Annotated in this window: 21 protein-coding genes; 7 read left to right on the top strand and 14 right to left on the bottom strand. The window is 57.4% G+C overall.

Annotated elements, in window-relative coordinates; all coding sequences use genetic code 11:
* Positions 1-465 precede the first annotated feature (465 nt).
* The 3 genes from JZX89_RS25815 to ligD form a co-directional block, all read right to left on the bottom strand.
* Complete coding sequence (locus JZX89_RS25815) at positions 466-2403, bottom strand: ParB/RepB/Spo0J family partition protein (protein ID WP_207135777.1); 1938 nt, start codon at positions 2401-2403, stop codon at positions 466-468.
* 1321 nt (positions 2404-3724) lie between these two features.
* Positions 3725-4216, bottom strand: a complete 492-nt coding sequence (locus tag JZX89_RS25810; protein ID WP_207135776.1) for a hypothetical protein — start codon at positions 4214-4216, stop codon at positions 3725-3727.
* A 236-nt stretch (positions 4217-4452) separates the two neighbouring features.
* Positions 4453-5499: a non-homologous end-joining DNA ligase gene (gene ligD, locus JZX89_RS25805; RefSeq protein WP_207135775.1), complete on the bottom strand. Its 1047-nt coding sequence runs from the start codon at positions 5497-5499 to the stop codon at positions 4453-4455.
* A 37-nt stretch (positions 5500-5536) separates the two neighbouring features.
* Here ligD and JZX89_RS25800 point away from each other — a divergent pair, with 37 nt between their 5' ends.
* From JZX89_RS25800 to JZX89_RS25790, 3 genes are all read left to right on the top strand, one after another.
* Positions 5537-5761, top strand: coding sequence for a hypothetical protein (locus JZX89_RS25800; protein ID WP_071207568.1), 225 nt, complete (start codon positions 5537-5539; stop codon positions 5759-5761).
* Between the two features lie 6 nt (positions 5762-5767).
* The gene (locus JZX89_RS25795; RefSeq protein ID WP_071207569.1) at positions 5768-6217 is read left to right on the top strand and encodes a protein NO VEIN domain-containing protein; all 450 of its coding nucleotides are present in this window, start codon (positions 5768-5770) and stop codon (positions 6215-6217) included.
* 64 nt (positions 6218-6281) lie between these two features.
* Positions 6282-6815: a hypothetical protein gene (locus JZX89_RS25790; protein ID WP_207135774.1), complete on the top strand. Its 534-nt coding sequence runs from the start codon at positions 6282-6284 to the stop codon at positions 6813-6815.
* A gap of 57 nt (positions 6816-6872) precedes the next feature.
* On the opposite strand, the gene JZX89_RS25785 is transcribed toward JZX89_RS25790, so the two are convergent.
* On the bottom strand, positions 6873-7874 hold the full coding sequence (locus tag JZX89_RS25785) for an alpha/beta fold hydrolase (RefSeq protein ID WP_207135773.1): 1002 nt from the start codon (positions 7872-7874) through the stop codon (positions 6873-6875).
* The gene (locus tag JZX89_RS25780) at positions 7864-9453 is read right to left on the bottom strand and encodes an RcgA family putative transporter (RefSeq protein WP_207135772.1); all 1590 of its coding nucleotides are present in this window, start codon (positions 9451-9453) and stop codon (positions 7864-7866) included. Before JZX89_RS25780 ends, JZX89_RS25785 begins: the two co-directional genes overlap by 11 nt.
* 114 nt (positions 9454-9567) lie before the next feature.
* Here JZX89_RS25780 and JZX89_RS25775 point away from each other — a divergent pair, with 114 nt between their 5' ends.
* A complete protein-coding gene (locus JZX89_RS25775; protein WP_207135771.1) occupies positions 9568-9918 on the top strand; it encodes a hypothetical protein in 351 nt (116 codons plus the stop codon).
* Between the two features lie 2 nt (positions 9919-9920).
* Here the strand turns inward: JZX89_RS25775 and JZX89_RS25770 are convergent, their stop codons facing one another.
* The 3 genes from JZX89_RS25770 to JZX89_RS25760 are packed head-to-tail and all read right to left on the bottom strand — an operon-like array spanning position 9921 to position 10921.
* Positions 9921-10220 (bottom strand): hypothetical protein, encoded by a 300-nt coding sequence (locus JZX89_RS25770; protein ID WP_207135770.1) that lies wholly within the window; start codon positions 10218-10220, stop codon positions 9921-9923.
* Between the two features lie 27 nt (positions 10221-10247).
* Positions 10248-10682: a type II toxin-antitoxin system VapC family toxin gene (locus tag JZX89_RS25765; RefSeq protein ID WP_207135769.1), complete on the bottom strand. Its 435-nt coding sequence runs from the start codon at positions 10680-10682 to the stop codon at positions 10248-10250.
* Complete coding sequence (locus JZX89_RS25760; RefSeq protein WP_207135768.1) at positions 10682-10921, bottom strand: type II toxin-antitoxin system VapB family antitoxin; 240 nt, start codon at positions 10919-10921, stop codon at positions 10682-10684. The genes JZX89_RS25765 and JZX89_RS25760 overlap by 1 nt, the downstream gene beginning before the upstream one ends.
* Before the next feature lie 210 nt (positions 10922-11131).
* On the opposite strand from JZX89_RS25760, the gene JZX89_RS25755 reads away from it, so the two are divergent.
* Positions 11132-11314: a hypothetical protein gene (locus tag JZX89_RS25755; protein ID WP_207135767.1), complete on the top strand. Its 183-nt coding sequence runs from the start codon at positions 11132-11134 to the stop codon at positions 11312-11314.
* Positions 11315-11461: 147 nt separating this feature from the next.
* Here the strand turns inward: JZX89_RS25755 and JZX89_RS25750 are convergent, their stop codons facing one another.
* The 6 genes from JZX89_RS25750 to JZX89_RS25725 all read right to left on the bottom strand — a co-directional run bounded on the left by JZX89_RS25750 (position 11462) and on the right by JZX89_RS25725 (position 14685).
* Positions 11462-11767 (bottom strand): hypothetical protein, encoded by a 306-nt coding sequence (locus JZX89_RS25750; RefSeq protein WP_207135766.1) that lies wholly within the window; start codon positions 11765-11767, stop codon positions 11462-11464.
* Positions 11768-11815: 48 nt separating this feature from the next.
* Positions 11816-12151 carry a hypothetical protein gene (locus JZX89_RS25745; RefSeq protein WP_207135765.1) on the bottom strand — a complete coding sequence of 112 codons (336 nt, stop codon included), beginning with the start codon at positions 12149-12151 and terminating at the stop codon, positions 11816-11818.
* Between the two features lie 102 nt (positions 12152-12253).
* Positions 12254-12520, bottom strand: coding sequence for a hypothetical protein (locus JZX89_RS25740; RefSeq protein ID WP_207135764.1), 267 nt, complete (start codon positions 12518-12520; stop codon positions 12254-12256).
* A gap of 101 nt (positions 12521-12621) precedes the next feature.
* Positions 12622-13638, bottom strand: coding sequence for a DUF8626 domain-containing protein (locus JZX89_RS25735; RefSeq protein WP_246746801.1), 1017 nt, complete (start codon positions 13636-13638; stop codon positions 12622-12624).
* Complete coding sequence (locus JZX89_RS25730; protein ID WP_246746800.1) at positions 13635-14093, bottom strand: DUF3846 domain-containing protein; 459 nt, start codon at positions 14091-14093, stop codon at positions 13635-13637. The genes JZX89_RS25735 and JZX89_RS25730 overlap by 4 nt, the downstream gene beginning before the upstream one ends.
* A gap of 28 nt (positions 14094-14121) precedes the next feature.
* Positions 14122-14685 (bottom strand): hypothetical protein, encoded by a 564-nt coding sequence (locus tag JZX89_RS25725; RefSeq protein ID WP_207135762.1) that lies wholly within the window; start codon positions 14683-14685, stop codon positions 14122-14124.
* A 384-nt stretch (positions 14686-15069) separates the two neighbouring features.
* On the opposite strand from JZX89_RS25725, the gene JZX89_RS25720 reads away from it, so the two are divergent.
* Together JZX89_RS25720 and JZX89_RS25715 are read left to right on the top strand one after the other, a co-directional pair.
* Positions 15070-15546: a helix-turn-helix domain-containing protein gene (locus JZX89_RS25720; RefSeq protein WP_207135761.1), complete on the top strand. Its 477-nt coding sequence runs from the start codon at positions 15070-15072 to the stop codon at positions 15544-15546.
* A 278-nt stretch (positions 15547-15824) separates the two neighbouring features.
* Positions 15825-16082 (top strand): hypothetical protein, encoded by a 258-nt coding sequence (locus tag JZX89_RS25715; protein WP_207135760.1) that lies wholly within the window; start codon positions 15825-15827, stop codon positions 16080-16082.
* Positions 16083-16128 lie beyond the last annotated feature (46 nt).

Below are 16128 nucleotides of genomic sequence, written 5' to 3'. Positions count from 1 at the left end.
CTCAATTAAGAGCACCTTTCGAAGGCTTTTGACCACGGGTGGGAAGGAGAGTTTGAGAGGAGGGGGCCTGGGCCTCCTCTCAACGGAGGGGCGCGGTTCGCGACGATCCGGACCCTAAGAAGCGGGGTTTCATCTCCGTATTGCACTAATTTTACGGACAACAGAACGCCCGCCTCTGGTGTCGGGCCAAAGACGGGCGGGGCGGTACAAACCAAGAATCAAACGGCTTAAACCTGTTCTTCGAAGAACGTGGGCGGAAGATTGAAAGCTTCCAGCGCCGTGTTAACTGCCGTTTGAACGTCACTCCAATCCACGTGCTCGGGATCGGACAGGTACGCTTGAATCAATTGGCAGCAGCATTCCGCTGCTTTGGTAGGGTCGGGTAGGTGATCGAACATGACTTTGCCTCGTAACGAGAGGGGAGCCGGTCACGCTGGAGGACGTGACCGGCTGACAGCAGCGCGGCTATTCCTCTGCTATCGGGAAAGGTTGCTCATCTTCTGAACGGGGTTCAGTCTGTTCGTTCTCGGCCTTCTGATCAGGCGCGATCCGCACCAGCGACGGAAGCCAGTTGGACCCTTTGATTGCGGTTTCGGCAAAAGCCGCCGCCTCGGCCTTCTTCATACTTGCGACACGCGAAGCGAAATCAGCGCCTTTCACTTCTGCCACCGCCGCCTGAATGCCTGCGCGGTTCAGGCTCGAAAAATAGCTTTCGGCTGTCGTCTCGAACCAGTCTGTCATTTCAACCTTTAGGGTGCGCCCGATCTGGTCGGCGTGGGCGCATGCGTCCTTGCGGAAGCTATGTTTCGTCTCGACAGCGTTAAGGGTGTGCGCTGCGGCATAGGCCAGCAGTCCCAGAAGCTCCGACTGCGGCTTATCGAGGAGATGCTCCCATAGGTCTTCCGGCTCGCCGGGGAGATGATAACCGAAGTTCTCGGCAATCCGGTCCCATTCCTCGGTCGCCCGACTTGCATCCGGTCTTTTCATCGAACCTTGCAGACGCTCATGCGTCACGGCGATCTGCAACGCGGTCATCCCTCGCGAACTGCCATAGGTGCCGGGATAAACAAGATCGAGCAGCATGGCGTGAACGACGCTGACCAGAGCAACATCGGGATTGTTGGCAAGTTCGACACGGAGCGCTGCGGTCTTCTGCGCTGTCAGGTCTTCGACCAGCACGGCAGAATGGACGATCTTCGGCGGGCCGATTTCCTCAACCTTTTCGGAAGCCTCGGACCCGTTGTCGTCATCCTCCGTTTCCACTTGCTCGCTCTGTTCGTCATCACCCGGTTTGCGGATGCCAACGGCAATGTCTGGCCTCCCGTAGTAGTCCAAGGAAACGACCACCCCGCTTTTTGCCTTGTCCTCGTCGGAAAAGACTTCCTGCATCGAGTCCAGTTCATCCAGTCGTGCGCTGATGGCATCGATGCGCTCGGAATGGCTTTCCTCGCCCTCGTCACGGTCCATGAGCTCTACGAGTTCATCGTGCTCGGCGCACAGGCGCAAACGTTCCGATTGTTCATCAGGGGAAAGCTCGATCTGTTTCGGATAGACGCGAGGGACGCCGAAAATCCAGTCGGGCCGCTGCATGTATGTTTCGACAAATTTCCAGCCTTGCGACAAAAACGGCTCGGCCACCGCTGCCAGCTTCTCGCTGACCAGCTTTTCAACCAGTATTACGTCGAGCGCGAACCCGCCGCCCTGCGCGTCGAACAGGTCGCGGCGCACCGCGCCTCCCGCCTGTTCATAGACATCGAGGCCGCCGAGGAACGTGATACGCTTGTCGGTTCCGGCAATTTCGTCTGTCATCAGTGCCGACTTGATCCGCGACACATCGCGGCTCCATCGATCGAGAGACTCCCAGACCTGTTCCTGACGCTCATGATCATCGCAGACCGTGAAGGCGGTCAGCTGCTCAAACGTCATTTCGTCGTTGCGAAACAGGTCCAGCAAGACCGGCGAGACCTTCGCTAAGGCCAAACGGCGGCGAACGATGATTTCAGTCACACCGAACCGTGCAGCGATATCCGCGATTGCCTTGCCTTCGTTGACCATGGCCTGAAACGCCACATACTGGTCCACAGGGTGCATTTCCTCACGCTGCACGTTCTCGGTCAAGCTCAGCTCTGTCGCCTCGTCGGCGGTCTTTACGATAGCGTTTACAGCATAATCAGCTGCGATCTGGCCGCGCTCGGCAAGGAGCAAGAGAGCAGCCCGCCGCCGACCACCCGCCGTAACGAAATAGCGGCCCTTGGAAGCCTTGCGCACGACGATATTCTGAACAACGCCATTGGCGAGAATGGAGGCTGCGAGGCTTTCGACGCCCTCGGCCTTGTAGGTTTTGCGGACGTTTTTCGGGTCCGTATCAAGCTTGCTAAGCGGAATGCTGATAATCTCGGTCATAGGTCAATCTCCAAAGTTTTCCCGGTTCCTTGGGAGCAAGCCCCGCTAGTGGGCGAAGCCTCTGCCTACGTTCCGTAGGATGTGCCCCCACATCCGGCGGAACGAAGGGGGAGGGCGCAGCCCGCTCCCGTCAGGGGGTGGAGCGGGTCATGGGTCCGGAGGAGGGAAAAACGGAAGGTTCGCCGGCTCGGCGGTGAAAACCGTTTTTCCAGACGAGGGACAGCGCTTGCGCGCTTGCCCATTGGCGCGATCCGCGACCTGTCGTAAGAGCGGACAGGTATGAAAAAATCGTGCGTCCGCTTCTCGGACGCTCATTCCAGAAGTGAACCGGCCGGCCGGTTCCCGGGATCGATCTGCCCGCTGCGCTCCAAGTGTTGGGGCGCTCCGCTTACCGGGCAGATCTGGTTCGTAGTGATTCAGCCAAATGAGAAAGTTTTGGGCGGCCCGCGAGCACGCGCAAAGGTGACATTATGTCAGCCGAATTTGGAATTTCGCGCGAACATGGACAATATTGGGGGTGAAAATGAGGATAGAAGGTTTAGATGAAACCGTTCTTTGCCTGTCTCTTTGGCGGACTTCTAGCCGGTTTATCTGTGTGCGGCGCCCAGAGCCTCGAGGCGTCGCACGTGGTCACCATGGTATCGGCGGCCATAGGTGGTGGTGGTGGCACATACATCGGCCAGAAGGTTTTGAACGTCAGCTAGTTCCATCGAGCAAGTGGCCAAGGCCATGAGCCAAACGAACAATGAAGAGTATCGGAGCTTTCAGCATCGCGACGGCCATTCTTCAGGCCGGGAAAGCAGGAATTCTCGAGGCGGTTTTGCCGGGAGAAAGGAAGCCGCAGGAGGCTTAGCTTGCGCCGCGAAGCGGAAGCCGGGACCGACTTCCTCCGGCATAAACGCACCGCATCGCTCTCAATGACCTGAAGCTGACGTTTCTCTTTTCATGATGTAGTGCGCTATCAGAAAGACCTTCTCGATAGCGTCAGCCAGATCGAGAGAGGCTGCTGTACATCTGAGGGTGTTGAGGGGTCAACTGCCAACGCACGAAACCCCTGCCGGAGTTCTTCGCAGGGATCAGCGATGTCATGCACTTTAACCATTAGTTGCGCTATTGAAGTCATCGTTAATCCGCCGATCTCCTGCCGTGTGCTTTAGAGCATATTGTACGCGATAGTGAGAGTCCCCTGATGCATGAGGGGATGCGCCCCTGCTTGGCGGACCGCTTTAAGGATGTCCGAATATTCCTCCGTGAAGTGAGATCAATTTTGACCATACCGCAAAAGCATTTCTAGGGAAATTGCGGTCCCCTAGCGTTGATCTCAATGCGCTGGAAAGATGCGCCGCATGCGCTCGCGCAGTGCCGCCAAGATACGAGTGGCCATGGCCTCGAACGCCAAGGTGTCCTCCTTGGACAGACGCCTCTGCGGCCACATTTCAATGACCGTGGTCAGCCCCTCAGCCTGCCATGGCTGGAAGGAATAGGACGCCCCATCAGAATGCGCGTAGACCTCATTCCGCAGCGTCAGAATCCGGTCGTGCAGCGCCTTTTCCTCAACAGTCCACTTGATAAGCCGCGCTTGCAGACCGGAAAGGCCGCGGGCAGGGGTGAACGGCCGGGCGTAGGAAACCACCAGCGAGGTGGTGAATGCGGACTGCTGCAGGTAGATGGTGCCGCGCCGCTCCCACTCGTGCGAGTGCCAGCCTTTCTTGATGAGGAAACGCGCACACTGCAAAGCATGGGCTATGTCCATGATGGAGATGCGGAACTTGTCGTACTGGCGCTTCTGGTGGGATTCGAGTTCAATCAACATTCTGCGGTCCTCCCGGTCAACGGTGGTGTCCTTCGGGTGGGTTCTAAGCAATCCGACGCTACCGAAAATCACCGATGGCTACGAATCACAGCTAACACTCGCTGTGCACGATCCAAACCACTCGTTGGCCACGATCCAGCGGACTTCGGCGACATATACGCAATTTACAATGAGGAGAAGATCCCGACTTGTGAACGCGATCATGGAGTGGTGATGTCGGCTGGCGGCAAAAGCCACTATGGAGCTTCGATTGTGTAGACCTCTGCGTTGTCCTGGATCTCGCGCAAACCCTTGAAGCTGGAATGCCGCAGCTTGCCGTCCGAAGTCCATCCGCGATACTCAATCTCGGCAATCAAAGTGGGCTGCAGCCATGTCACGCTGCTCGTAGCGGAATATAGGACAGGAGGAGCTGTCTTCTTCCACGGCAGCTTGGCCATCATGGATCGGAGCTGACGAGACGTTGCCTCTTTGAAGCCAGTTCCGACACTCCCGACATAGACGACCTGATTGCCGCGATAAGCACCCAGCAACAACGATCTGAAGCCGCCTGTTGCCGAAGGCTCGTATCCGACCACGAAGAAGCTCTCGGACTGAATGCACTTGACCTTTATCCAGTCGCCAAGGCGGCCGGACCGATATGGGCTATCCAGATGCTTTGCGATGATTCCTTCGAGACCGTGATCGCAGGATGCCTGGAACAAGGTCGCACCGTCGGTGTCGAAGGCTTCAGAAAACTTGATGCTAGATCCCTCGTGGTTTCCGATCAGATCTTGCAGAAGATGGCGGCGCACTCGAAGCTCTGTGCTTTGGATGTTGTGACCGTCCAGATACAGGAGATCGAACGCCACAAACTGCGCCGGAGATGTCTTCTTGCCAGCTCGGCCGCCAAGCGATGACTGAAGGAGATTGAAATCGCTCCTCCCCTGTTGGTCGTACATGATCGCCTCGCCGTCTATGATCGCGGAAGCCACACCCAGATCCCGCGCGCCCTTCTCTATTTCTGGAAAGCGCGATGTCCAGTCGTGGCCGGCTTTCGTGAGGATGCGGATTCCGGTCGGCTCGATGTGGATCGCCAGCCGATAGCCATCCCACTTGATTTCATAAGCCCAGTCATCGCCTTCGGGTGGCTTCGACTTCAGGAGTGCCAGGCACGGCTCCACCCGGGTCGGCATAGGGTCGAGGAGAAGGTTCGGCTGTGCCGGATCACGGCGGCGCCGAGGCTTCGACTGTAAGGGTGCCTCGGCATCTCGCAGAAGAGGTTTTGAACGCGGCGGCTTTGTCATGGAGACAATTGAGCCGGAAAAACGTTAAGAAGCTTACATGAGCAGATTTTCAGAGACAGAAGCCGCCCTGCTTGAGCGGCTACGCTCCCTCAAGGCCGCGCCGGAGATGTCGATTAATCTTTACGACATCGGCGTGCCTATGGTTGCGGCTGGCTTCAGTCAGGAAGAAACGATGGCCGTGCTGGATGCGCTTGAGCAGGACAAGATCATAACCTATGTCCCCGGCAATCGACTGTTGATGCTTAAAAAGTTGCCGGAGTAATTGAACTTGCAGAAGCTATCATCCCCACAATCCGGCACTCTGGGCGAGCTGCTGACAGTTGCCAAGCTAAATACCATGGGGCTGGCAGCTTACATGAGTCCGGAGGGCGCACCTGGACACGATGTTATCGTCGTGGTGGATGGCATGCCGAAATCGATAGAGGTTAAGACGCGGCAGTTCCTGAAGCGACCGACCGAAATTACGCGTTGGCCTGTCGAGTGGGACAAGAAAGGCGATGCGGATTTCTTCGTCTTTATCGAACTCGATCTGAGAACGATGGCCCCGACGTTCTATGTCCTGACCAACGAGCAAGCCCGTGCGACTTTCAGGGACTACACCGGGGGCGGAAATTGCTATCCGCCGGAAGTTCGTCGGACGATCAAGCCGAACGATTTCACTACGCTCATGTCAGCCGGACACCCAGAAGTTGATGAAGTCATCTCGACGAATCTGTGATTTCGGGTTCTATATCACCAGCGCGCGCGGCGAGTAACCCGAGAACAGATGTGAGGAGAGTGGTGTGGGGGAAGCGAAAAAGGGACGAGAAAAGCTGCGGTTGGCAATGCTTTGTGAGCTGGAACGGCTGATGGCTCCCACGTCCCCAGAGGAAGATGCGCTCAACGAGGAAATCCGCGCTCTGGAATTTTACGAGTTCGACCGAGTGCCTGACGCTCAGTTGAGATACATGAAGATGGAACCACAGCGCTGCCATCAGAACGCGGCAGCATACGCGAAGCTCGATCCTTCAGGGGAAAGCCGTCATATATCGGGTTGGTGGAAACGGAATGGCATATTTTATTTGCATTCGGTTATCCTGTCCCAGACGAAGTTGCACTGCATCACCCCTCACCCGGATCCGGCTCGCCTGAAGTTCGCACCCGACTATGATATCGTCTGGATTGAGGCCGACGGCGTGATGAATGCCAATCGTCGGGGAATTAAGCTGCCGTATCTCGTGAGGGACTTCCCTGAAGATGTAATTGCTCAAGCTACGGAGGCACGACAAGCACTGCTGAAAGGTGCGGATCCTCGTACGATCAAGATGGCCTTCTGAGGTTAATAATACTCGGCACTCGGCGGGCGCGCGCCGCAGACATGATGGCAGAACTGATCAGCGCGACAGGAACCTGTTCAAGCTCAGGCCAGCCAGCAGGATGTAAGGCGGAATACCGAGTGAATAATGCCCGCAGTTCAGTTCCAGGATGTGGGGCGAAGCGCCGACACTCTCGAGCCTCTGCATAAATCGGGCTGAGAGATCGGGCAAAACGACTGTGTCTCGTTTCGCGAGGACGATGTGAAGCCTCAAGTCCGGTCGCGCTAGGTTTTGCGCGTAGTTCTCCAGATTGAGCGGTCCCCACGCTCTTCTGAGATCGTTCAGCTCGATATGGGGCGCAAGGCTCTCGTGGATGGATCGTGTCGCGCGTCCTGTCCAAACCATATCCGCAAGGCTACCGGCTGTCAGAAACAGCGAGGCTTTCGACACGGCGGGCTCGTGCGCCGCGATCAATCCTGCGACCCAAGAGCCCAGGCTCATGCCGAGAACCGAAATCTCGCGATAGCCTTCGCTTTTCAGCCAGCCAATGACTTTCCGGCCATCGCAAACCGCTTGCCTCATGGACTGGAGCGTTCGCCCGAGATTGGTACTGAGGATGTAGTCGGCATAAAGCGAGCCGGGACGGCTGCGCTCGAAATGATAGGGCATCGCGATCTCGATCACGGTGATGCCGCGCCTCGAAAACAATGTCGCGATCTGGGCGTTGCGGGCGTCAGCATTCCAGTGGTGGAAGATCACCAATGCCTTTTTGCTGGACGCGCTTTCCGTGATTTTTGCCCACACGATATTGTTCTCGTCAACGTCCGTCGCGATGTCGGACGGGAACTTGAGCCATCCGTCTGTTAGGTCAAAGCCGTCAACGCTCCCGCTCGGTCGCTCGAAAAAACCCGGATCGGAAGCGGCCTTGTCTGCAAGCAGACAAAATTCTTCCAGAGACGCGGTATTCTGTGCGCCGGCAAAGGCGCGATCGGCGTCGATCACGAAAGGCGTTGTCTTCTTGGCCTCGTCACCGCGCTGCGCGCGCCGCTCGTCCCAACCATCAAGCCAGCTATGAAACACGTTGATCGCTTTCTATCTCGTCTGCGCGCCGCCGCCCGAACTCCGGATCGAAGAGGGCGTATGTCGCAAGCAGGGTTGCGATACCAAGGAGGATCGAGAAACCGTCAAAGGCATCGATCAGCATGTAGGTTGCGAAGAGCAACGCGACGACCGCCGACATCCGCCATAGCGGCATGTGGAAGCGTCTTGCAAACCGAACGGACCCGAACAGGAAGCCTACACAGGACGAGATCGCCACCAACAGACTGCTGAAATGCGTTGGCATTCTATAGCGGAAGCCATTTCGGCCGTTGGCATAGCCGTCAATGACAACGGAGCTATCGTTCACGAGCCACGTCACGATGTCCTTGCCGTTCGAGGCGAGGTAGGCGCTTTGCAGCTTCATGCAAATGGCGACCAGAATACCAACCGTGGTGCACCGGAATATTACCTCCATCACTCTTAGGGCAATCGCGCCGGCTTCCCGCTGAAACTCATCCGGACGCAACTGTGTGGCACCCTCAATTGTCCAGAGGTCATGAAGGATCGTATGGAGCAGGATCAGCCCTGCGAACAGAAGATAGAAGCAGAGGCACATGTAGAGATATGCAAGGCCTGTGAAGACGATCGACATTGGCACCGAGACCACCTCGGGCCGAATGAGCGCCAACGTGCCCCAACTTATCGCATAGTCGCCTTTTCCCTTCAGCAGCGGCATCAGATCCACCGCAATCCACTGGAAGATACCCGCGAAGGGAATGCAGATGACGAAAACGGCCCAATAAGAGTAGGAATAGGCCTTCAGGTGATGTTCCCAATCGCGGCCGCTCTGGAGCCTGTCGCCATGGCCCGCCAGCACCATCCGGCCATTGTTTTTCCAGTAAACCAGAAGCTCCGTTACCAGCACGAAAAACACGGGCAGGAGGACCATAAACAAAAAGGTCCAGTTGGGTGCCCAAAGGAACCCGACCTGCTTAACAATGCCATCGGCCCGGGTGTAGATCGCGCTGTGAATGCCCAAGATATACGCCAAGAACCCGAGAGCCGACGCGCCTGCGAAGACCGAAGCGGGCAGGTTCAGGGGCGAGCCGCGTGTGAAGACCGCCTCCGACATTCGTCCGAGACTGAAGCGCGGCTTTTGGGTCTGCGCATCGCCTTGCGCCGCATAGACGATCTCAACGGGCTCGGTCTCGGCAAGCGGAAGATCCGGAATCCGATTGGGACGGTTTTCCGGCTTTCTCGAACCTCGCCTCTTTGCGGCCAACCGGGACTGAGCCGCGATAAGCTCCATCTGCCATTCGCTTGTGGCTAACGGATCATCGCACCCGAATATTCTCGCGAGCCAGCGAATGTTGGCCGCGCTCACACCCTTGTCGTTCTCCTGAAACCACAGCTGGACCGTTCGCAAATCGACGCCGACACGGTTGGAATCTATCTGCGAAATGGCTTCGGACAGAAGCTCTGGCGTCCACGGACCCGACGGAAACCCGTCGCTGTCCAAGCGGCGTCCAGCCCCCGCAGCGGCGAGGTGCTTAAACAGTTCCTTGAAACCCCGCCCATCCTTAGGGGGCGCGATGAAAAACTTTCCGTTCTTCTCCAAAGGCTTACCGGCGCTGATTTCGTTTCGTTTCGTGGAACTTCGTAGTGTATCGTGCCTTCAACCGCAAGCAGTGGTCTACGCTAGGACGCTCATAGATCAGTGAGTTGTTCAGCCATGATAGATTTGTCGTCATCCGATCCACGCTCATCCCGTCATCGCACGCACAAAGCGCTCGTTTGTAAGGAGAACATTGAGACTTGCCTTGAGGAGTTGATTGATCAGCACATCGCCACGCTCCATGCGATGGCAGACGGCGCTCAGTTTGACGACGCTCTGATGAGAGAAGAAGCGGAAGCCCGACAGGCAATCCTCCAATACCGGCCGCAGGGTGAGAACGAGGTGAATGAGAAGCTGACCTATGCCGCAGCTTACATTCTCAAAACCGGCAAAGTTCTGACGCCGCAGGAAATGGATTTGCTCCTCGGAGCCCACGCCGGATGTGAAAATCCCGCTCGTCGTGGCTGACCTTAATCGATCACGTCCAACACCTCGTGCTCGATGACAGCGGCCTCAAAGCCCGAATTGGAAAGAAGCAGCAAATTTTCCCTGTTCATGGGGGCAATGACAAGGTTCTCGATCTGGACAGGGGTCCAGGGTGTCTCTCCCTGACCCAAAATGTCTTCACGGAGCTTCAGCGCGTCCTCCTTCGCAGCTTCGTATGTGTCGAAGATATCAAAGCCGGCGTCGTCATCTTTCCAGCGTCGTTCGCCTTCGGTCCAACGGCATGGAGAATATGTGTAGAAAATCTGCGATACATCTCCGGACATGACTACCTCGCGCGTTGTAATTGACGGTCACCAGCCGAGATCGGTTTCGGCAAAGTCGTTGCCCTTGTAAGCGATCTTCGTGCGGTAAGCTCTGGCGCAGGCATAGGTGAAGCAATCGCCCATATTCAGTTTTGCCGGGTGATTGACGATCTTCCCGAACTGCTGTGCAGCATCCAGCGCCTTGGTCCCCACATCTCCCGAGATCATGGCCTCCTTGGCTTCTAGGTCCGCGAAGAACTGATCGACCATCCTTCGCGCCTTAGCGAGCATGTCAGGCGTAGCGGGACGGTCGCGGCCTGTCGCCTCGGCCATACGCCGCGTCAGCGAAAGCGAGGCTTCCATGCGAACCACCGCCGACACGTAAAAGGGGCCGTCATGCTGTTCAAGCCTGTTCATCAGCTCGCCGGCGTCGTCTTCGCCGGCAAGGATTGCGACGGCCACGGAAGCGTCAACGAATAGCATCAGTCTTCGCCCCACATTTCGTCAGTTTCGCGTTTGTGATCCCCCGGCGCAAAGGGACCGGCGTCCCGCGCCATCGCAAGGGACTTGGCCAGGCGCTCGCGCATTGGCAAGCTGCCCTTGCGGCTGGCGATCTCGTGCCGGAGGGCCGTCTTCACGGCATCGACCTTGGATGTCTTGGTCAAGCGGATCAGCTCTTCGGTGAGCGTATCGACTTCCGGATCTTTGATGTAGAGCGGCATGATACATATCCTTTCGAGGATATTATAATATCCCTAATTGCATATGCTCGCAATGGTCTCATATCTTTTCCTGGGAAATAGTCGCTATGCCTCTTGCGCGACCTTGCAGGGGTTCCGCCGCGCAACTTTAAAGAACGTCTCGAACTACATCGTAATTAAGCACGGACTCCCGCACAAGCAGGTCGTGCGACCATCTGAAAGGTCCATGACATGATGTCACTCCCAGCCATCATTGGCATTTCCCTCGGTGCGGCGGGCGTCGTTGCTTTCAGCCGCAAGAAGCAGCCGCAAAGCACGCTGAAAAAGCTCGGGGTTTTCCTTCTGGCTTCCATCGGAATGCTGGTCGTTATGCTGGCGGTCAATTTTGCTCTCTTCTACGCGGCCCAGACCTGACGGGGCGGGAGGGGAGCGCGAGGGGAGGGGCAAGGGCTCCCCTCGTTCGGACCTGGGCCGCTCGATGCGGCATGGGTCCGACCTGCGAAAACGGATATGGGGCCAGTCTGTAAAACCGGCCCCAGAACATAATCTTCGATTGGTGGGTTAGCGAACGATGCCAAGCCGCTCGGCAATGCTCGGCGGCGTCGGCGTCCCGCTCTCCTTAGTCAAGGCTATTATGACATCATGGGTCAGCCCGTGAACGTCATATCCCTCGGCGCGAGCCGCATTGATGATTGATTCAAGGCTCGGATACTCTTCAAGAAAGCCTCCAAGCCATAGCGCGCAAGCGTCCGTCGCCTCGTCGGGAAACGCCTGCAGAAAGTACGTGCGCAACGGCGGGTCGAAACCGATTACGGCGTTTTCATCGGTCTGAAGCTCTGATTTTACGGTGATGGGATATCGGCTCAATGTCGGTCCTCCTGATGGACGGGCCGCGCGATCGGCGCGGCCAGGGGGCTATTTGAAAAGCGGCATTGTCCGCTTGTTTTTCAACTCGGCGCGGTCGGCGTCGAAACGGTAGCCGTCCCAATCCTTCCACGGTTCCCAGCCTGTGGCGGTTGCGCGCCCGTACCAGACGCGCAACCGCTCCTTACCGCCTTGCAGCTCCCTGACAATCTCGACGGTATGGCTCCCGCCAAGACCGGACGGAATATCGAACACCTCGACGTCGCGGCGGGCCGCCCGCTTGGGCGCTGGCTTTCCCTCGCATTCCTCGCAAAGGTCTTCCTCCCGTGCGTCTTTCTCGCTTTCCCAGAAGCTGCCACCACAGCGTTTGCAAACAGAGTGCTTCATCGTTACCCCCCTAGAACCGGAAGTGGGCATATAGCCCCTGATTGGCTCTGTGGCTGGCAAGCCCATAGGCGCAGGCCTGAGCCACGTAATCCCCGTACTGGCCTAGCGGCCAGCCTTCCGAACGGGCGAGATATCGGCGGTTAGTTCCTCGTCGCTTGTGCCAACGTGCATATTCCCGACGATCCAGCGAAGCTGCGCAACGGGAATGCGCGGGTCAAGTGGCACAAGCAGCACGGAAATCAGTCCGTATCGTTTGCTTGCAACGTCACCAGCCGCCTTTCCTTCCTTTTCGGTCGGGAAATAGGCTTTGACCAGATCGCGGCGCTCATGAACGCGTGGCTCCTGTCCTCGGTCATGTAGAGGCCCCAATCGGCGGCATTGCCTCCAAACATCGGGTCGCCCTTTCCGCAAAACTCCAAGACGAAAAAATCTGCTCGGTCATACCTCGAATCCTCGATGGGTTGGGAGGATCAAGCGGCGCTAGCGCCGCTGATCTTGCTCAAGACGGTTTTGACGGCATAGCGTCCCGCCTCGTTAAGGTGACGCTGCCACGCGCCTTGCGAGGGCGACCAACGGAAGCCATGGGATTTGAGGATGCGGCGGGCTTCCTCGTCGGGCTTGCCGAGGAAAATCATCTGGATGCGGGCTATTTCGGTGTTTTCCTTCACCTCCACAGCTCCCGCTTCCGTCTCGACTTCCTCCGACCTGTCGCCGCGCTTCTTCATCGCCGCGAGGCGCGCTAAGCGCTGCTGCATGCGGCGAAGCTCGGCGCGGGTGTTGGTCGTGCAAAACCCGCGTCGGCTCTGCCACGGCGCAATTGTGATGCCCCGTGCCGCCTGCTCTTCCTGCAAGCCTGTTTCCGACACCACGCGAGCCAATATGTCGGCTTCGCTGGCATGGTCCTTTTCCATCCGGCGAATAATGGCGTTGGCTCGTTTCATCCTGTCGATGGACAAGGCCAGGTCTTCGATGCGTGATGCGATCCGCTGCAACGCTTCGGGATCGCCGGCCCGGATCGGCTCACCGTCTGCTCCGTGCGGGTATGCCTTGCGCCTGATTGCCTTACGGGCATTTTCCGCATGGGCCGATATATCGGCGCGGCGGGCGTCGGAAACCCGCATGCGCTTTTCGTTGCGAGCAACGGGAAAGCGGGCAGGGCCGGTTATCATCCAGTTGGCGCAACGGCTTTCCGCTGCCCAATATTTGCGAGTGACGTCAATGTGCCGTCGCGTGAAAGCCTCGATTTCGGGACCGGGGATAGGGGTCGCAGCCTCCGTCCAAAGGTCCATGGCATAGTTGGCAAAATCGTTCAGCCGCTGGGCCAGCGCCTCAAGTTCGCGGTCTGCGCGACGTTCGGGCGAGTGGGTGAGCCAGCTGAAATTATGCTCGATGTCCTTCGCCGCGATCTTGGCGGCGAAGGTGTCTGCTAAGATTTCTAGAACACGGTCGGCGGCTTCCCGCTCGAAGAATGCAACGGTGATGCTCATTTCTTCACTCCCGCCATGACGGTGGGCATGGTGCGAGTGATCCGCGTTTGCAGGCCGGTCAGAAAACCGGCAAGGATAACCCCATTCATGGTCGTCTCATCGATTGACGCAAAAACCGGAACAAGCACCGGCTTGCAGACGGTGAACCGTTTGGCGGCGTCCTCGATGGTGATTTGGAGAGGCGTGAAGTGTTCTCCGTTTTGCGCACCGACAAGGACAATTTTCCCGGCCAATGGCTGCGGGTATCCATCTGCGATGGTGAAGGATGTTAGTCCGTCCTGTAACCCGTCCTCATCGATGACAAGCACATGGTGGCTATCGAACGGCACCACCTGAACCAGTTCGCATCCAATCAAGGTGTAGGTTTGAGCAAAGGCGCTGCGCGCATCGATCTCGACGGTTTGAATGGTCCCCGCCTCCGGGTCCAGCAGGTAAACGGTTGCTGTTTTGGTCATGTCTGGCCCTTCCATTTCCGCGAAGCGGTCACTCATGCCCCTCGTGGGCAGGAGCCCCGCTCCTGCTCCCGAGTTCGCGCGGAGCAGCGGGAGAGAGGGTGGCAAGGGAATAAAACGGAGGGGGTTCGCCCGCCCGGAGGCAAAGACAGAGGGTCGGCGCGTAAGCGGCGATCCTGCACGGAGCGCAAAGCGCGAAGGAAGGACGGGGATACCGTTTTTTCGCTTGCGAGGGAGAGAGGGCAGCGCTCCTCTTTCCCTCATCCAGCAAGCAGGACACCGAAGGTGTCACCGTTGATCTACCCACGCCGAATTGCTGTTCAGGAGGCATCTCAGCGATCGAGGCTATGATGGCTAAAAGGGCGGCGAGCGGAATGACGCCGCCAGGCACGGCGGCGACGTTGATCCAGAATTGATTGCTGGCTTCGCGGCTCTCGAATTTGCGCAACTCTTCGTAGGTGTCGAATTGCAGAACGCCAGCGGCATTTGTGTGCTCGAACCGCTCCTTGCGAATGGCGTGGAAGGTTCGGTTCGCTCTCAACAGGAGCCATACGTAACCGGCCAAAGCGATGACTGCTGGAATGAAAATATCCACGACGATGATACCCCAGAAATAAAAAGGGGCCGCCCTGTTTCGAGGCAGAGCGGCCCCCTGCCGGCATGGCAGAACGGGCTAGTGTCCTGTCACAACCTGACCTCGGTTTGATGCAATATGGTATCTTGCGATCAAACTGTAAATGCCAGTGAATAGCCCAATATGGCGCAAATCATTATTTGTTTCGCGGCGACCGCCGCGCTGCGCAAGCGATCGTTACCCGCAGGGCGGAGACGCTTTTCCAGCGGCTCCGTGCCGAAGGCATAGAGCGGGGTCGCGAAGCGATGCGCCAAATTTAGTCGAAAACCTATGTTTCAGGGTTCCTATCACGTAGCCAATTCGGTAACAAATAATCAGGCTTAGAAATTACAGCGCGGTAACACCATGGCAGGTCCAACGATAGAAAACTGGGTTGAACAACTCGGCCTACAGCTGGTCCAGGATCCTGATCTTGAAAAGCCGGTCTATCGGAAGCCCTATCACGGCAAAGTCCATCTGAATGCGGAACTGGACGACAAAATCAGTACGAGTATTCGGGAGGCCCGCGATAAACGGTCCTTGTCACGTTCCAAAATCGCTCCCCTGCTTGGCTTGAGTAACGCGGTCTATCATCGGTACGAAACGAGTGTTTCCCGACTGACCGTCTCCCGGCTAATTCATCTCTGCGAAGTTCTGGACGCCACGCCAGAGGAAATTCTAGCCCCTGCCGCTCCGCATCTATGGGGCGAAAATCAGGAACATTCCCGGCTCCTGCAAAATACGATCTCAGAAATCCGACAGCTCGACACGGAAGGTCTTGAGCGGATTTTCAAGCTTGTTGTCTCGATGGCGAAGAAACCGACACCCACGGCGGGCCGCTGAGATAGAGGCGCGGCGCAAGCCGCGCCTCTATTTCGGTCTCATTGGGTTGGATTTGGTTGAGGGCCGCGACGGGAGCGGCAAAGGTTGATTGAGGCTTGGCAATATCGAACAGATTATAGAAGTGAAAGTCGCCGCAGGCGTCCGTAGGGCCGGGCTGCATGCAGCCCCTTGAGATGATGATCCTTGCGGCCGCGCTTGCGCTTGCGGCCGCTCTGCTGTTGCGACGGCTGCTCCGGCCGAAGGCGAAGGAGCGACGTCAACGCATATAAGGCGACGATATGAACATGCTCGACGCCTATATTCTCGAAAACATCCCTCCAGTACTGAGGACTGGCGTTGGCGCGCTCATCGCTATCTTCATCGTAATATTTTTCATCAGGAAGATCGTCGGAATGGTCGTGATAGCGACCCTGATTATCGCCGGCTGGATCCTCTGGAGTGATCCTGCGCTACTGAAATCCGGGCAGGAGACCGTCTTCAGGTATCTTGATGAATGGCAGCATGGGTCACCTGACGAGGACCGGCCCCGCTGGTGAGCCGTTGGTCGCTACCGTACCGGGTGACGTAATTTTCTCTTATTAG

The sequence above is a fragment of the Agrobacterium burrii genome (genome assembly GCF_017313405.1).
Lineage (GTDB): Bacteria > Pseudomonadota > Alphaproteobacteria > Rhizobiales > Rhizobiaceae > Agrobacterium > Agrobacterium burrii.
The sequence above is the reverse complement of the archived record's forward strand: the minus strand, read 5'-3'. Positions and strand labels throughout refer to the sequence as shown.

What these genes read in the sequence shown, in the direction of transcription:
- JZX89_RS25815 (WP_207135777.1), bottom strand. Translation starts at nt 2,403, where the DNA reads ATGACCGAGATTATCAGCATTCCGCTTAGCAAGCTTGATACGGACCCG.
- JZX89_RS25810 (WP_207135776.1), bottom strand. Translation starts at nt 4,216, where the DNA reads ATGTTGATTGAACTCGAATCCCACCAGAAGCGCCAGTACGACAAGTTC.
- ligD (WP_207135775.1), bottom strand. Translation starts at nt 5,499, where the DNA reads ATGACAAAGCCGCCGCGTTCAAAACCTCTTCTGCGAGATGCCGAGGCA.
- JZX89_RS25800 (WP_071207568.1), top strand. Translation starts at nt 5,537, where the DNA reads ATGAGCAGATTTTCAGAGACAGAAGCCGCCCTGCTTGAGCGGCTACGC.
- JZX89_RS25775 (WP_207135771.1), top strand. Translation starts at nt 9,568, where the DNA reads ATGATAGATTTGTCGTCATCCGATCCACGCTCATCCCGTCATCGCACG.
- JZX89_RS25770 (WP_207135770.1), bottom strand. Translation starts at nt 10,220, where the DNA reads ATGTCCGGAGATGTATCGCAGATTTTCTACACATATTCTCCATGCCGT.
- JZX89_RS25765 (WP_207135769.1), bottom strand. Translation starts at nt 10,682, where the DNA reads ATGCTATTCGTTGACGCTTCCGTGGCCGTCGCAATCCTTGCCGGCGAA.
- JZX89_RS25760 (WP_207135768.1), bottom strand. Translation starts at nt 10,921, where the DNA reads ATGCCGCTCTACATCAAAGATCCGGAAGTCGATACGCTCACCGAAGAG.
- JZX89_RS25755 (WP_207135767.1), top strand. Translation starts at nt 11,132, where the DNA reads ATGATGTCACTCCCAGCCATCATTGGCATTTCCCTCGGTGCGGCGGGC.
- JZX89_RS25745 (WP_207135765.1), bottom strand. Translation starts at nt 12,151, where the DNA reads ATGAAGCACTCTGTTTGCAAACGCTGTGGTGGCAGCTTCTGGGAAAGC.
- JZX89_RS25735 (WP_246746801.1), bottom strand. Translation starts at nt 13,638, where the DNA reads ATGAGCATCACCGTTGCATTCTTCGAGCGGGAAGCCGCCGACCGTGTT.
- JZX89_RS25730 (WP_246746800.1), bottom strand. Translation starts at nt 14,093, where the DNA reads ATGACCAAAACAGCAACCGTTTACCTGCTGGACCCGGAGGCGGGGACC.
- JZX89_RS25720 (WP_207135761.1), top strand. Translation starts at nt 15,070, where the DNA reads ATGGCAGGTCCAACGATAGAAAACTGGGTTGAACAACTCGGCCTACAG.
- JZX89_RS25715 (WP_207135760.1), top strand. Translation starts at nt 15,825, where the DNA reads ATGAACATGCTCGACGCCTATATTCTCGAAAACATCCCTCCAGTACTG.